This is a genomic window from Micrococcus sp. KRD070, from assembly GCF_017168435.1.
Taxonomy (GTDB): domain Bacteria; phylum Actinomycetota; class Actinomycetes; order Actinomycetales; family Micrococcaceae; genus Micrococcus; species Micrococcus luteus.
The window spans coordinates 1-12,473 of the sequence record NZ_JABFNH010000026.1; the positions used below are offsets into that span (position 1 = coordinate 1).

Sequence of the window (12,473 nt, forward strand, 5' to 3'; positions counted from 1 at the left end):
ACCATCCTGAGACGGCCGGTCGGGGTCAGGGGTGCGTTAGCGTGAGTCATGAGCGGGTCTCTTCGGGCAGGTGGGTTGTTGAGGAACTTCCATCCTGCGGGAGAGGCCCACTCGTCTCATCTCAGCCCGTACCCCGTGGCAAGAACCTCATGACCCACAACATCTAGTGCCGGGGCCTGGACGGCCGCCGCCACCGCTTCGAGGCGGGAGATCCACCCCACCGCGGCGCTCCGGGCCCGCATGACAGGGATTTCCCGCCCCGAATGGGGTCCCGGTGCCGATGTCCCGCCCGGGGTCAGTCCAGCGCGAGCCGGTAGACGAGGAACGGGCCGGTCTCGTCGGCCGGGTCGAGGTCCGGCACCACGTCCGCGAGGAACCAGTCCCGCTCCGGGACGCGCACGAAGCCGGCGCGCTCGTACATCCGGTGGGCGCCGGTCATGGAGGGCATGGTGGTCAGCACGACGGCGTCCACGCCCTTCTCGGCGCGGGCCCGCGCCACGATCTCGGCCAGCAGGGCGCCGCCCACCCCGCGGCGGTGGAACCGCGGGTGCACGGCGAGCATGCGGAACTCGTACTCCCCGTCGCCGGAGGTCTCGGCCAGGGGCGAGCCGGGCGGGGTGAGCACCACTGACCCGGCCACCTCGCCGTCGACCTCGGCCACGAGCACCTCCGCGCGGCCGGCCCGGTCGGCCACGTCCATGAGGGTCTTCACGTAGGCGTCGTCGGGGGCGATGTGGCCGCCGTCGACATAGGACGCCAGGGTGAGCTCGGCGACCGCCTCGTGGTCCTCGGGGCGCAGCGGGCGGACGAGGGCGCTCATGCGTCACCTCCGGCGCGCTGGCGCAGCGTGTCCTTCAGGCGGGCGCGGGTCGCGTCCGTGGCCACGACGTAGTCGCGCCGACGCAGCCAGGCGGTGGGCACGGCCTGGTGGGGGTGGCCGTCGCGCGCCTCGTGCAGCCCCTCGAGGAACGTCGCGGCCGCCGGCTCCTGCCAGATGTTCACCCAGTAGGCGCGCTCCCGCTCCTGCGCCGTCAGCTCCTTGACCAGCCGCCGCGTGAACGGGCAGCCCGGGCGCCAGAACACGACGACGCCGCCGCCCTCGACGTGCGCCTGTGCGCCGGCGAACGGCCGCGAGCGGACCCGCACCGCCCACCGGTACGTGACCGCGTAGCCGGCCAGGACGAGCCCGGCCACGATCATGCCGACCTGCTGCAGGCGCGTCCCCGCGATCATGAACGTCAGGCCGCCGGCCACGAACAGGACCGGGTAGAACCACGGGTCTCCGACGATCCGCCTCATGCCGTCTCCCCCGTCACGGCGGCCAGGGCGGCCGCGTCCACGTCGCCGGCCACCATCCAGTCGGGATGTGCCGTGCCGTCCGCCGAGGCGGGCCGCGTCACCGCGACGCCGGCCTCCTCCGCCACCAGCGCGCCGGCGGCCCAGTCGTACTCCTGCGTGCCGAACTCGGCGTACGCGTCCAGGGTGCCGTCGGCGACCATGCACAGGTCCAGCGCCGCCGAGCCGATCCGTCGCACGTCCCCGAACGCGGGCAGCAGGGCCGCGAGCGCCCGCACCTGCAGGGCCCGGCGGGCGGGGTCGTAGCCGAAGCCGGTGGCGAGCAGTCGCCCCGAGCGTCCGGGCAGGGGACCGGTGAGCCGCACGGGGGCGGCATCGCGGTCGGGCAGGTCCACGCCCGCCGTCGTCGCGTCCGCGGTGCTGAAGGCGCCCCGGCCCGCGCTCGCGTACCAGGTGCGCCCCAGCGCGGGCGCCGCCACGACGCCGGCCAGCCAGCGTTCGGTGCCCTCGGCCACCCCCAGCAGGTCGGCGGTCTCGGCGTCCACCGGGCCGGTGACGGCCACCGAGGTGCAGAACTGCGGAAGCCCGCGCACGAAGTTCGTGGTGCCATCCAGCGGGTCGATGGACCAGCGGTACCCGGACGGCTCGGCCGGACGGGTGGCGCCGTACTCCTCGCCGGTGATCTCGTCCGAGGGGCGGTAGCCGGCGACGACCTCCCGGACGGCCTGCTCGGCGCGGCGGTCGTAGTCGGTGACCCAGTCGGAGCCGGAGGACTTCGTCTGCGCGCCGATCTCCTCGATGCCCAGCGGGACGGCCGGGTGGTGACCGGTCCAGCGCCGGGCCAGGACGTCCGCGCCGGCGCGCGCGGCGGCCTTGGCGACCACGAGCAGGCCCGGGACCGTGGTGCGCGCGCTCATGCCGAGGCCTCCCCCTCTGCGGCGTCGTCGGTGGCGTCGTCCGTGCCCGCCGGGCGCACGGCGTCCGGGCCACCGGCCAGCAGCGCCGTGAACCCGGCCTCGTCCAGCACGGGCACGCCGAGGGACTGCGCCTTGTCCAGCTTGGAGCCGGCGGCCTCGCCGGCCACCAGGAAGTCGGTCTTCTTGGACACGGACCCGGAGGCCCTGCCGCCGCGCACGAGGATCGCCTCCTTCGCGGAGTCGCGGGAGAAGCCCTCGAGCGAGCCGGTGACCACCACGGTCAGGCCCTCGAGCGTGCGCGGGGTGGACTCGTCCTGCTCGTCCTCCATGGCCACACCCGCCGCAGCCCAGCGGTCCACGATCTCCCGGTGCCAGTCCTCGGCGAACCACTCGATGAGCGCGTCCGCGATGATCGGACCGACGCCGTCGATCTCGGCCAGCCGGTCCCGGTCGCCGGCCTCGGCCGCCGCGCGCAGCGCCGCCATCGAACCGAACGCCGTGGCCAGCGAGCGGGCCGCCGTCGGGCCCACGTGCCGGATGGACAGCGCCACGAGGGTGCGCCACAGCGGCTGGGACTTGGCCTTCTCGAGCTCGTCGAACAGGCGGAGCGTGTTGGCCGTGGGCGCGGACGGCTTCTTCGCGGTGCCGGCGGTGAAGAAGTACGGCTTGAGCGTGAACACGCCCGAGGGCACCATGCGGCCGTCCACCTTCGTACGGCCCTCGCGCCACACGCGGACCTCGCCGAGGGAGCGCTGCAGGTCCGTCAGCCCGTCCTCGCCGCGGGGGCCCGTGATCTCCTCCGGCGTGCCGGAGGCGAGGTCGAAGATCTGCGCCTCCGCCGTGATGGGGCCGGGACCCTCGGGGCGCACCTGCCCCTCGTGCTCGGCCGGGTCCTCGCCGGGGCCCTGGACGAGCCAGCGGGCGGCCTCCTCGCCGAGCGCCTCCACGTCGAAGGCGCCGCGGCTGGCCAGGTGCTCGACGCGGCCGGCCAGCTGGGCCGGGCAGGAGCGGGCGTTGGGGCAGCGCAGGTCCACGTCCCCCTCCTTGGCCGGGGCCAGCGGCGTGCCGCACGAGGGGCAGTGCGCGGGCATGACGAACTCGCGCAGCTCCCGGCCCGCCTCGATCGCCTTCTCGCGCAGCGGCAGCACGGGGCCCACGACCTCGGGGATCACGTCCCCGGCCTTGCGCACCACCACGGTGTCCCCGATCAGCACGCCCTTGGCCTTGACCACGTCCTGGTTGTGCAGGGTGGCCAGGGAGACGGTGGACCCGGCCACGGTGACCGGCTCCATCACCGCGAACGGGGTCACCCGCCCGGTGCGGCCCACCGAGACCGCGATGTCCCGCAGCAGCGTGTGCACCTCCTCCGGCGGGTACTTGTACGCCGCGGCCCAGCGGGGCACGCGGGAGGTGTGGCCGAGGTAGCGCTGGTCCGCGAACGCGTCCGCCTTCAGCACGATGCCGTCGATCTCGTGGATCAGCTCGTGCCGGCGCCGGCCGTACTCCTCGATCACCGCGACGACGGCGGCCAACGCCTCCTCGTCCGCACCCTCCACCACGCGGGTGTAGGGGCTCACGGGCAGGCCCCAGCCCGCGAGCGCGTCGTACACCTCGTGCTGGGACTCCAGCCCGAACGCCTCGACCGAGCCGATGCCGTGCACGAACATGGCCAGCGGGCGCTGCGCGGTGACCGCCGGGTCCTTCTGACGCAGGGCGCCGGCGGCGGCGTTGCGCGGGTTCGCGAACGGCGTCTGGCCCTCCTCCGCACGGCGCGCGTTGAGCTCGGCGAAGGCGGCGGAGGACATGAACACCTCGCCGCGCACCTCGAACTCGGCGGGCCAGCCCTCGCCGGAGAGCTCGTGCGGGATGTCCCCGATGGTGCGCACGTTGGCGGTGACGTCCTCGCCCGTGACGCCGTCGCCGCGGGTGGCGGCCTGCACGAGCCGCCCGTCCCGGTAGCGCAGGGCGACGGCGAGCCCGTCGATCTTCACCTCCACGAGCCAGCGGGGCGCCACGCCCGGTCGCACCTGCGTCAGGGCCTGCGCCGCGCGGCGGAACCAGACCTCGAGCTCCTCGACGGAGAACAGGTCCTCGAGCGAGTACATGCGGGCCCCGTGCCGGACGGGGGCGAACGCCTCCGAGACCTCGCCGCCGACCTCCTGGGTGGGCGAGTCGTTGGCCACGAGCTCGGGGTGCAGGGCCTCGAGGTCCTCGAGGCGGCGGTACAGCGCGTCGTACTCGGCGTCCGAGATCTCCGGGGCGTCCCGCTGGTAGTAGGCGGTCCGGGCGGCGCGGACCCGCTCCACGAGGTCCTCGTACTCCTCCCGCAGGTCCGCGGCGGGGATGTCCTGCGGATCGGGCTGGGCGGCGGATTCCTTGGGGGTGCTCACCCGGCCCAGCGTAGTCGGCGTCCCGGACGGCGCACCCGGGTCAGGGGATGCGCACGAGCACCGCCGTGATGTTGTCCCGGCCGCCGCGCCACAGGGCGGCGCCGATGAGCTTCTCGAGGGCGTCCTCGAGGGTGTCGGCGTCGTCGATCAGCGCGCGGATCTCCTCGTCCAGCAGCTCGCCGGTCAGGCCGTCGCTGCACAGCAGGACGAGGTCCCCGGAGGCGAGGGGGACCTCGGCCACGTCCACCGTGAGCGCCTCGCGCGAGCCGAGCGCGCGGGTGATGACGTTGCGGCGCGGGTGGACGCGGGCTTCGGCGGGGGTGAGCTCCCCCGCGTCGACGAGCATCTGCACCGCCGAGTGGTCCACCGTGAGCTGCTGGAGCACCGGCGAGCCGACGGGCCGCAGGTACACCCGGGAGTCGCCGACGTTCGCCACGGCCCAGCGGCCGCGCTCCGTGTCCAGGCAGGCCAGGACGGTCAGGGTGGTGCCGGAGCGCCCCAGCCCGGCCTCGACGACGGCGGCGTCCGCCTCGTGGATCAGGTGGCCGAGCTCCTGGGGCGTGTGGGCCGTGCCCGGGGCGAGCACCTCGGGGGCGCGGCGGCGCAGGGTCTCGATCGCGGCGGCCGAGGCCACCTCGCCGGCCTCGTGCCCGCCCATGCCGTCGGCCACGGCGGCGAGCACCAGCGGCTCCCCGACGAGGGTCCACGCGTCCTCGTTCAGGTCGCGGACGGCGCCCACGTGGGTGGCGCCCGCGGCCTGGGGCCGCGGCGCGGACGGGGTCTCGGCGGGGGTCCACGGGGTCCTCGATCAGTCGGCGAGCAGGGTCTGGGCCGACCCGTCCAAGAGCAGGGAGGGGCGGACCTCTCCGAACCCGCGGACGATCCTGGGCGGCTGCGGGACGAGCACGAAGCGCTCGTCCCGGGACAGGGCCGCAGCGGTCATGGCGTCCACGAGCACGGTACCCGGATCGGCCAGGGACGTCAGCCGCGCGGCGAGGTTCACGGTGGGCCCGTAGATGTCCCCCATGCGGGAGAGCACCCGTCCCCATGTCAGGGCGACGCGCGCCGAGGGCAGCTCCTCGTCCGCGGCGATGGTCTCGGCCAGGGAGAGTGCGATCGCGGCGCCGGCCTCGGGGGTCTCGGCGTTGAACATGACCTCGTCGCCGATGGTCTTCACGAGCCAGCCGCCGCCGGCCGAGATGGTCTCCGCGGCGAGGGACTCGAAGCGCAGCACCATGCGGGCCAGCGTCCGGTCGTCCATGGTCCGGGAGAGCGTCGTGTAGGAGACCATGTCCGCGAAGCCGACGGCGCGGGCCAGCGGCAGCGGCGCATCCGACTCGGAGCCGTCGCGGCCCTGGGCGCTGGCCGCCAGCCCGGCCTCCACGCGCACGGTCAGGCGCTGGACGGCGCGGTTGAGCTGGCGCCGGTAGACGATCCGCATGGCCTTCTCGAGCGGTCCGACCATGTCCGGGAGCATGTCGACGACGGCCCGCCGCGCCTCCGGGTCCGTCAGGTCCTCGGAGGCGATCTTGTCCTCCACGAGCGCCTCGATCTGCCACACCACCATGCGGTCCGTCATCTGCCCGATCGAGCGGGCCAGCGAGATGGCGGTGTCCTCGTTCAGCGTCCCCGAGCGCACGAGCGTGAGCACGGACTCGAACGCCTCGATGTCCGCCTCGGTGAAGGCCTTGTGCCCCTCCGGCGACGTCGGATAGCCCAGCGCACGCCAGATCTTCCGGGCGGAGGCCATCGAGACGCCGAGGCGCTGCGCCACCTCCCGTGAGGTGTAGGCGCGTGGGCCCACCACCAGGCCGGCGTCGAGCGTGCGCATCGCGCTCGTCCAGCCGGCGGGCTGGGCGGAGCGCTCCTCGACGTCGCGGGCGGTCTCGTCCTCGGCCGGCGGGACGATCGGCAGCGGTGCGGTGTCCGGTGTCTCCGGACGGCTCATCGGAGGCCTCCTGTCGGGACGGGGGCGGGCCAGGTCGCGGTGCGGGCCTGGCGGGTGAGGTGGGCCAGGGCCTCCTCGAAGCGCGCGGCCTCGGGGACGTCGCGCAGCCGCCAGTGGACCTGGCGGGCGGGCTCCTGGAAGAGGATGTGCAGGTCTCCGGCACCCGAGCCGCGGCGGCGCCGCTGCACGTCCGCGATGGACACGAGCGGCATGGCGGCACCGGAGCCGCCGATGCCGGCGCCCTGGAGGATGCGGCGGTCGGTGAGCACGGTGCGCCGGAAGACCCAGCGCCACAGCGGGCGGACGGTGCCGGGGAGCAGGACGAGCGCCGCGACCACCCACGCGGCCGCCTCGAGCACGGCGCGGTTCGCGGCGACGAGCCCGGGCAGGTCGGGGCGTGCGAGCACGCCGACGGCCAGGCCGAGCAGGAACGCGACGGCCACGAGGACCGCGGCGGGGCGCAGCAGCGCGCGCGGGTGGGTGCGGGTGCGCACCATCACCTGCTCACCGGGCTCGAGCCGCACGGCGGTCACCTCCTGGCCGGGACGGGTGTGTCATGCGCCGCGATGGACGTCTCCGCGCAGGTGGGCCACGTCCCCCGCACTGACCTCGGTCTCGATTGTGCCATGATCCGGTGTGACGTGCCTCACGCGCAGGGTGCCGCCGGGGCCGAGGCCCACGGCCGTGCCCTCCAGCACGCCGCCGCCGGGCAGCTCGGCGCGCACCGCGCGGCCCAGCGTGGAGAGCCGGTCCGCCACGGCCGCCACGGCCGGGTGACGCCCGTCCACGGCCGCCGTCTGCCCCGCCACGCCCGCCGCGAAGCGGTCCACGGCCGCCACGACGGCGTCGCGCAGCTCGACCGCGAGGTCCCGGGGCGCGGGCACGGCGTCCGCGCCGATCCACTCCGCCAGGTCCGAGGCGGTGTCCACCGGGGCGGCCCCGCGGTGGTCCAGGTTCACGCCCATCCCGACGACGACGCCGGGCCCCTTGCCGTCCGAGGACAGCGCCACCGTGGCCAGCACGCCGCACAGCTTGCGCCCGTCCGTGGCGAGCACGTCGTTCGGCCACTTCACGTGCGTCGGGACGCCCCGGGCCGCGAGGCGCTCGGCGACCGTGGCGGAGGCGACGAGCGAGAGCCAGCTCAGGTGGGCCGGGGAGACCGGCACCCCGCCGGACTCGGGACGCAGGTACACGGACAGGGCGAGCGCCGCCCCCGGGGCGGCGCTCCACACGCGGGAGTGTCGACCCCGGCCGGCCCGCTGGTCCGCGGTGGCCACGGCCGCACCGTGCCGGTGCCCCTCGCGGTCCAGCCGCGCGAGGAGCTCATCCTGCGTGGAGCCGGCGGAGTCCAGCCAGGTCAGATCCGGTGTGGGGGCGTCGTCGGGGTGCATGCCCCTAGATATACACGGCGTCCCCGGGGGCGGGCTGGGCGGGCCGATCCGCCGCCGGGGCGCGCGGACGGGCGGCCCGGGCCGACGTCCTCGCCGTTTGTGGGCTTCCTCCAACCGTGGGCGTCCGCGGCGGCCCGTACACTGGCCGACTGAGCCTCCGCATCTGGCGGACCACCACAAGGAGGACGTGTGACCGATCCCGATCTGACCACCACGGCCGGCCGGCTGGCCGACCTGCATCGGCGGCTCGAGGCGACGGCCGCGCCCGGCGGCCCGGACGCCGTCGAGCGCCAGCACGCTCGCGGCAAGCACACCGCGCGCGAGCGGATCGACCTCCTCCTGGACGAGGGCTCCTTCGTGGAGCTGGACGCGCTGGCCGTGCACCGCACCACCGCGTTCGGCATGGACGCCAAGCACCCGGCCGGCGACGGCCTGGTGTCCGGCTTCGGCACCGTGGACGGGCGCCAGGTGGCCGTCTACTCCCAGGACTTCACCGTCTTCGGCGGCTCGCTGTCCGAGCGCAACGGCCAGAAGATCGTGAAGGTCCAGGAGTTCGCCGCGCGCAACGGCTGCCCCGTGATCGGCATCCTCGACGGCGGCGGCGCGCGCATCCAGGAGGGCGTGGCCTCCCTCGCCCAGTTCGCGGACATCTTCCGGAACAACGTCCTGGCCTCGGGCATGATCCCGCAGATCTCGCTGATCATGGGCCCCTCCGCCGGCGGCGCGGCCTATTCTCCGGCGCTGACGGACGTCGTGGTGATGGTGGACCAGACCTCGCACATGTTCATCACCGGCCCGGACGTGATCAAGACCGTCACGGGCGAGGACGTGGACATGGAGACCCTCGGCGGCGCCCGCTCGCACAACGCCACCTCCGGCACCGCCCACTACATGGCCTCCTCGGAGGAGGACGCGATCGCCTACGTGCAGGAGCTGCTCGAGCTGCTGCCCTCCAACAACCTCGCAGAGGCCCCGACCTTCGAGGCCGCGGACCCGGAGCCCACGGACGAGGACCTCGCCCTGGACGAGATCATCCCGGACTCCGCCAACCAGCCCTACGACATGCTCGAGGTCATCGCCTCGATCGTGGACGAGGGCCACCTGCTGCAGCTGCAGGAGCTGTACGCGCCCAACGTGATCACCGGACTGGCCCGCCTGGACGGCATGAGCGTGGGCGTCGTCGCGAACCAGCCGATGCAGTTCGCCGGCACCCTGGACATCGCCGCCTCGGAGAAGGCCGCGCGGTTCGTGCGCTTCTGCGACGCGTTCAACATCCCGATCATCACCCTCGTGGACGTGCCCGGGTTCCTGCCCGGCACGGACCAGGAGTTCAACGGCATCATCCGCCGCGGCGCCAAGCTGATCTACGCCTACGCCGAGGCCACCGTGCCGAAGCTGACCGTGATCACGCGCAAGGCCTTCGGCGGCGCGTACATCGTGATGGGCTCCAAGAAGCTCGGCGCGGACCTGAACCTGGCCTGGCCGAGCGCCCAGATCGGCGTGATGGGCGCCCAGGGCGCCGTGAACATCCTGTACCGGCGCGACCTGAAGGCGACGGCGGAGGCGGGCGGCGACGTCGACGCGCGCCGGGCCGAGATCGTGGCCGACTACGAGGCCGAGCTGCTCAACCCGTACCAGGCCGCCGAGCTGGGCTACGTGGACGCCGTGGTGCCCCCGCACGCCACCCGCGGCCAGCTCATCCGCGCCCTGCGCGCCACCCTGCACAAGCGCGAGGCCCGCCCCGCCAAGAAGCACGGGAACATGCCGCTGTGAGCGCCCTGCTGGGCCCGGGCGCCCCGGACGAGAACGACGAGTCGACGCAGGCCACGCCGGCGTCGGCCGACCCGCTGCAGCTCAGCGGCCCGGAGTTGGAGCCGGAGGAGATGGCGGCGCTGGCCGCCGTCCTCGAGGCGGCCGCCGCGGCCCGGGCCGAAGCCGCCCGGCTCGCCGCCGCGGCCGCCGACCCCCGCCCCCTGGACCGCACGCTCCGCCGTCGCGGCGACCTGGGCCTGTGGGCCCGGCCCGGCCGCGGCCAGTGGCGTCAGGGCGCGGGCCCGCAGTGAGCCGGGGGGCGGGCGCCAGCGCCTAGAGTGCCGGTATGACCCAGCACACCTCCGAGGCCGCCGCCGACGGCGCCCGCACCCCGTCCGCCATCGACGCGCTCGCCGAGCGCTACGTGACCGACCTCCTCGCCCTGCATCCGGACACCGCCACCGAGCTCGGCTTCCCCGGCCGGGAGACCGAGTACACGGACTTCTCCCCCGCCGGCGCCCGCGCCGACGACGAGCTCAACGCCCGCCTGCTCGAGGACTTGGCCGCGCTCGAGCCGCAGGACGAGACGGACCGCGTCACGAAGGCGGCCATGCAGGAGCGCATCGGCCTCGAGCGGGAGATCCACGCGACCGGCCGCACCGAGCTGAACAACATCGCCTCCCCCGCCCAGGGCATCCGCGCGGTCTTCGATCTCATGCCCACGGACACCGCGGAGCAGTGGGGCCACATCGCCGGCCGCCTCGAGAACCTGCCGGCCGCCCTGCGCGGCTACACCGAGTCCCTGCTCGCCTCCCGCGACGCCGGCCACGTGGCCGCGGTGCGCCAGGTGGACATCGTGGTGGAGCAGGCCCGTGCCCACGGCGCCGCGGGCGGGTTCTTCCCGGGCCTGGTCGAGCGGGCCGAGGCAGCCGACGTCGTGGACGACGCCCTGGCCGCCCGCATCCGCTCCGGCGCGGACACCGCAGCGCAGGCCTACCGCGACTTCGCGGGCACGCTCGAGGCCGAGCTGCGCCCGCACGCCCCGGAGGCGGACGGCGTCGGGATCGAGTACTACCGGCTGGCCTCCCGCGTCTTCCTCGGCGCCGAGATCGACCTCGAGGAGACCTACCGGTGGGGCCAGGAGGAGCTGGCCCGCATCATCGCCGCGCAGCAGGCGGACGCCGAACGCATCCGGCCGGGCGCCACGATCGAGGAGGCGCGCGCGATCCTGGACGCGGACCCGGAGCGCACCCTGAAGGGCACCGAGGCCCTGCGCACGTGGATGCAGCGGCTCTCCGACGACGCGGTCGAGGCCATGAAGGAGCACTTCGAGATCCCGGCCCCGATGGACCGGCTCGAGTGCATGATCGCCCCCACCCAGGAGGGCGGCATCTACTACACCGGCCCCTCGGACGACTTCTCCCGGCCCGGCCGCATGTGGTGGTCCGTGCCCCCGGGCGAGGACGAGTTCACCACGTGGGCGGAGACCACCACGGTCTACCACGAGGGCGTGCCGGGCCATCACCTGCAGATCGCCACCGCCATGATGAACCGGGCGAACCTCAACCTGTGGCGCCGCAGCTTCTGCTGGACGTCCGGCCACGGCGAGGGCTGGGCGCTGTATGCGGAGAAGCTCATGGAGGAGCTCGGCTTCCTCGACGACCCGGGCGACCACCTCGGCATGCTGGACATGCAGCGCATGCGCGCGGCCCGCGTGGTGTTCGACATCGGCTACCACTGCGGCTTCGACGCCCCCGAGTCCGAGGGCGGCGGCGCGTGGACCCCGGAGAAGGGCTACGCGTTCCTGTCCAAGCACCTGAGGATCTCCGAGGGCCAGCGCCGCTTCGAGTTCACGCGGTACCTCGGCTGGCCGGGGCAGGCGCCGGCGTACAAGGTGGGTCAGCGCATCTGGGAGCAGATCCGCGCCGAGCACGAGCAGACCGAGGGCGCCGACTTCGACCTCAAGGCCTTCCACACGCGGGCCCTGCGCCTGGGAGGCATGGGCCTGGACACCCTGCGGGAGGCGCTCGCGTGATCCCGCACGACGACGGCGCGGCCGGCCTCGGCACGGGCCTGCGGCTGGTGCTCGGCTCGGCCTCCCCCGGCCGAGCGGAGGTCCTGACCCGGGCGCGGGTGCCGTTCCGCGTCGTCGTCTCGGGGGTGGACGAGGCGGCCGTGGGCGCGGCGGCGGGCGACCCGTCGCCGGCGGAGCTGGCGGGCCTGCTGGCGGAGGCCAAGGGCCGCGACGTGGCCGCCCGGGTGGCGGCCGCCGGCGTCGACGCGCCCACGCTCGTGCTCGGCTGCGACTCCGTGTTCGAGTTCGACGGCCGCGCCCACGGCAAGCCCTATGAGCCCGAGGTCGCCGTCGAGCGCTGGCGCGCCCAGGCCGGCCGGCAGGGCGTGCTGCACTCGGGCCACTGGCTGGGCCTGGTGCTGCCGGAGTCCGGGGCCGCGTCGGGGATGGCGGAGGAGGCGGGCGTGGTGTCCGCCGTCGTGCGCTTCGGCGCCGTCACCGAGGCCGAGATCCAGGCCTACGTGGCCACGGGCGAGCCGCTGCACTGCGCGGGCGCGTTCACGGTGGACGGTGCGGGCGCGGCCCTCGTGGACAGCGTGGACGGGGACCCCAACGCGGTGATCGGCCTGTCCGTGGCGTGGCTGCGGCGGGCCACGGCGGCCCTGGGCCAGGACTTCACCCGGTTGTGGGAACCCTCCAACGCGCAGCGCTGATCCGGCGCGACAGGGCCGCGTGCCTCGGAGGGTTCCGCCACAACGAGTAGGG

Annotated in this window: 12 protein-coding genes; 4 read left to right on the plus strand and 8 right to left on the minus strand. The window is 74.7% G+C overall.

The genetic code is table 11. The features are described from left to right. Positions 1-295: 295 nt before the first annotated feature. From J1M38_RS11095 to J1M38_RS11130, 8 genes are all read right to left on the minus strand, one after another. Complete coding sequence (locus tag J1M38_RS11095; RefSeq protein ID WP_060973931.1) at positions 296-820, minus strand: GNAT family N-acetyltransferase; 525 nt, start codon at positions 818-820, stop codon at positions 296-298. Continuing rightward, positions 817-1,299, minus strand: a complete 483-nt coding sequence (locus tag J1M38_RS11100; protein ID WP_069941779.1) for a hypothetical protein — start codon at positions 1,297-1,299, stop codon at positions 817-819. The genes J1M38_RS11095 and J1M38_RS11100 overlap by 4 nt, the downstream gene beginning before the upstream one ends. Then, positions 1,296-2,213 (minus strand): inositol monophosphatase family protein, encoded by a 918-nt coding sequence (locus J1M38_RS11105; protein WP_170079796.1) that lies wholly within the window; start codon positions 2,211-2,213, stop codon positions 1,296-1,298. Before J1M38_RS11105 ends, J1M38_RS11100 begins: the two co-directional genes overlap by 4 nt. Beyond that, positions 2,210-4,603: an NAD-dependent DNA ligase LigA gene (gene ligA / locus J1M38_RS11110; protein WP_170721148.1), complete on the minus strand. Its 2,394-nt coding sequence runs from the start codon at positions 4,601-4,603 to the stop codon at positions 2,210-2,212. Before ligA ends, J1M38_RS11105 begins: the two co-directional genes overlap by 4 nt. Positions 4,604-4,643: 40 nt before the next feature. Continuing rightward, complete coding sequence (locus J1M38_RS11115) at positions 4,644-5,342, minus strand: protein phosphatase 2C domain-containing protein (protein ID WP_206501257.1); 699 nt, start codon at positions 5,340-5,342, stop codon at positions 4,644-4,646. A gap of 69 nt (positions 5,343-5,411) precedes the next feature. Then, positions 5,412-6,551 (minus strand): adenylate/guanylate cyclase domain-containing protein, encoded by a 1,140-nt coding sequence (locus tag J1M38_RS11120; RefSeq protein WP_122054111.1) that lies wholly within the window; start codon positions 6,549-6,551, stop codon positions 5,412-5,414. Beyond that, complete coding sequence (locus J1M38_RS11125) at positions 6,548-7,075, minus strand: PH domain-containing protein (RefSeq protein ID WP_170079797.1); 528 nt, start codon at positions 7,073-7,075, stop codon at positions 6,548-6,550. The genes J1M38_RS11120 and J1M38_RS11125 overlap by 4 nt, the downstream gene beginning before the upstream one ends. A gap of 30 nt (positions 7,076-7,105) precedes the next feature. Further along, the gene (locus J1M38_RS11130) at positions 7,106-7,942 is read right to left on the minus strand and encodes a biotin--[acetyl-CoA-carboxylase] ligase (RefSeq protein ID WP_170079798.1); all 837 of its coding nucleotides are present in this window, start codon (positions 7,940-7,942) and stop codon (positions 7,106-7,108) included. A 189-nt stretch (positions 7,943-8,131) separates the two neighbouring features. On the opposite strand from J1M38_RS11130, the gene J1M38_RS11135 reads away from it, so the two are divergent. Genes J1M38_RS11135 through J1M38_RS11150 form a run of 4 tightly spaced genes read left to right on the plus strand, consistent with a single transcriptional unit; the run spans position 8,132 to position 12,421 of the window. Next, positions 8,132-9,715, plus strand: a complete 1,584-nt coding sequence (locus J1M38_RS11135; RefSeq protein ID WP_036383096.1) for an acyl-CoA carboxylase subunit beta — start codon at positions 8,132-8,134, stop codon at positions 9,713-9,715. After that, positions 9,712-10,005 (plus strand): hypothetical protein, encoded by a 294-nt coding sequence (locus J1M38_RS11140; RefSeq protein WP_101965796.1) that lies wholly within the window; start codon positions 9,712-9,714, stop codon positions 10,003-10,005. Before J1M38_RS11135 ends, J1M38_RS11140 begins: the two co-directional genes overlap by 4 nt. 35 nt (positions 10,006-10,040) lie before the next feature. Then, entirely contained in the window at positions 10,041-11,729 is a 1,689-nt protein-coding gene (locus tag J1M38_RS11145) for a DUF885 domain-containing protein (RefSeq protein WP_206481469.1), read from the plus strand. After that, positions 11,726-12,421, plus strand: a complete 696-nt coding sequence (locus tag J1M38_RS11150) for a nucleoside triphosphate pyrophosphatase (protein WP_206481468.1) — start codon at positions 11,726-11,728, stop codon at positions 12,419-12,421. Before J1M38_RS11145 ends, J1M38_RS11150 begins: the two co-directional genes overlap by 4 nt. Positions 12,422-12,473: the final 52 nt, after the last annotated feature.

What these genes read in the sequence shown, in the direction of transcription:
- J1M38_RS11100 (WP_069941779.1), bottom strand. Translation starts at nt 1,299, where the DNA reads ATGAGGCGGATCGTCGGAGACCCGTGGTTCTACCCGGTCCTGTTCGTG.
- J1M38_RS11120 (WP_122054111.1), bottom strand. Translation starts at nt 6,551, where the DNA reads ATGAGCCGTCCGGAGACACCGGACACCGCACCGCTGCCGATCGTCCCG.
- J1M38_RS11095 (WP_060973931.1), bottom strand. Translation starts at nt 820, where the DNA reads ATGAGCGCCCTCGTCCGCCCGCTGCGCCCCGAGGACCACGAGGCGGTC.
- J1M38_RS11105 (WP_170079796.1), bottom strand. Translation starts at nt 2,213, where the DNA reads ATGAGCGCGCGCACCACGGTCCCGGGCCTGCTCGTGGTCGCCAAGGCC.
- J1M38_RS11130 (WP_170079798.1), bottom strand. Translation starts at nt 7,942, where the DNA reads ATGCACCCCGACGACGCCCCCACACCGGATCTGACCTGGCTGGACTCC.
- J1M38_RS11145 (WP_206481469.1), top strand. Translation starts at nt 10,041, where the DNA reads ATGACCCAGCACACCTCCGAGGCCGCCGCCGACGGCGCCCGCACCCCG.